The organism is Pseudomonas sp. EGD-AK9, assembly GCF_000465935.2.
In the GTDB taxonomy this organism is placed as follows: Bacteria; Pseudomonadota; Gammaproteobacteria; order Pseudomonadales; family Pseudomonadaceae; genus Aquipseudomonas.
Genome location: NZ_AVOF01000569.1, coordinates 1 through 1312, shown reverse-complemented (window position 1 = coordinate 1312; position 1312 = coordinate 1). Strand labels below are relative to the sequence as shown.

Sequence of the window (1312 nt, the reverse complement as noted above, 5' to 3'; positions counted from 1 at the left end):
CCCTGGCCTGGGCGCTGGCCGCGCGTGCCTGGCGCATCGCCCCCGATGAGGCCCTGGCCGCCTGGCTCTGGGGCTGGCTGGAAAACCAGCTGGCGGTGCTGATGAAGACCCTGCCGCTGGGCCAGCAGGCCGCCCAGCGCCTGACCAGTAGCCTGCTGCCGCAGCTCGAGGCGGCGCAACGCCAGGCCGAAACCCTAACCCCCGAACACTGGGGCAGTGCCGCCTTCGGCCTGGCCCTGGCGAGCATGGCGCACGAGCGCCAGTACTCGCGTCTCTTCCGCTCCTGACGAGGAACAACAGATGAACAGCCAACCCCTGCGCGTCGGCATCGGCGGCCCGGTCGGTTCCGGCAAGACCGCCCTGACCCTGGCCCTGTGCCGCGCCCTGCGCGAGCGCTACAACATCGCCGTGGTCACCAACGACATCTACACCCAGGAAGACGCCCAGTTCCTGGTGCGCAACGAGGCCCTGGAGCCCGAGCGCATCATCGGCGTGGAAACCGGCGGCTGCCCGCACACGGCGATCCGCGAGGACGCCTCGATCAACCTGGAGGCGGTGGAGCAGCTCAACCGGCGTTTCCCCGGCCTCGACCTGATCATCGTCGAATCCGGCGGCGACAACCTCTCGGCCACCTTCAGCCCCGAGCTGTCCGACCTGACCCTGTACGTGATCGACGTCTCCGCCGGCGACAAGCTGCCGCGCAAGGGCGGCCCGGGCATCTGCAAATCCGACCTCTTGGTGATCAACAAGGTCGACCTGGCGCCGCTGGTCGGCGCCTCGCTGGAGGTGATGCAGCGCGACACCCTGAAGATGCGCGGCGACAAGCCCTTCGTCTTCAGCAACCAGAAAATCGGCCAGGGCCTCGACGAGATCATCGCCTTTATCGAACGCCAGGGCATGCTCACGGCGGCCTGATTCCACCTCAAGGAGATCCACATGAATCTGCGCAAAACCCTCTATGCCCTCGCCCTGTTCTGCACCCCGGGCCTGGCCTTCGCCCACGCCGGCCACGACCACTCCGGCGTGCTGGCCGGCCTGGCGCACCCGCTGCTGGGCCTCGATCACCTCCTGGCGATGCTCGCCGTCGGCCTGTGGGCCGCGCAGCAGAGCGGTGCGGCGCGCTGGGCGCTGCCGGCCACCTTCGTCGCCAGCATGCTGTTCGGCGGCCTGCTCGGTTTTGCCGGCGTGACCATCCCGCTGATGGAAACCGGCATCGCCGGCTCGGTACTGGCCTTCGGCCTGCTGGTGGCGGTGGCCGTGCGCCTGCCGATGGCCCTGTCCATCGCCCTCACCGCCCTGTTCGCCCTGACCC

The 1312-nt window shown here is 69.2% G+C and carries 3 protein-coding genes; all 3 read left to right on the top strand.

The window, feature by feature from the left end; genetic code table 11:
* Positions 1 to 287: urease accessory protein UreF (locus tag N878_RS20720; protein ID WP_021445447.1), on the top strand; the 287-nt coding region annotated here is incomplete at its 5' end.
* Between the two features lie 13 nt (positions 288 to 300).
* The gene (gene ureG / locus N878_RS20715; RefSeq protein WP_021445446.1) at positions 301 to 915 is read left to right on the top strand and encodes an urease accessory protein UreG; all 615 of its coding nucleotides are present in this window, start codon (positions 301 to 303) and stop codon (positions 913 to 915) included.
* A gap of 21 nt (positions 916 to 936) precedes the next feature.
* Positions 937 to 1312, top strand: a 376-nt coding sequence (locus N878_RS20710; protein ID WP_021445445.1) for a HupE/UreJ family protein, incomplete at its 3' end; no start/stop codon positions are given.

Excerpts from the sequence above, each read along its gene's own strand:
- ureG (WP_021445446.1), top strand. The coding sequence starts at position 301 with ATGAACAGCCAACCCCTGCGCGTCGGCATCGGCGGCCCGGTCGGTTCC.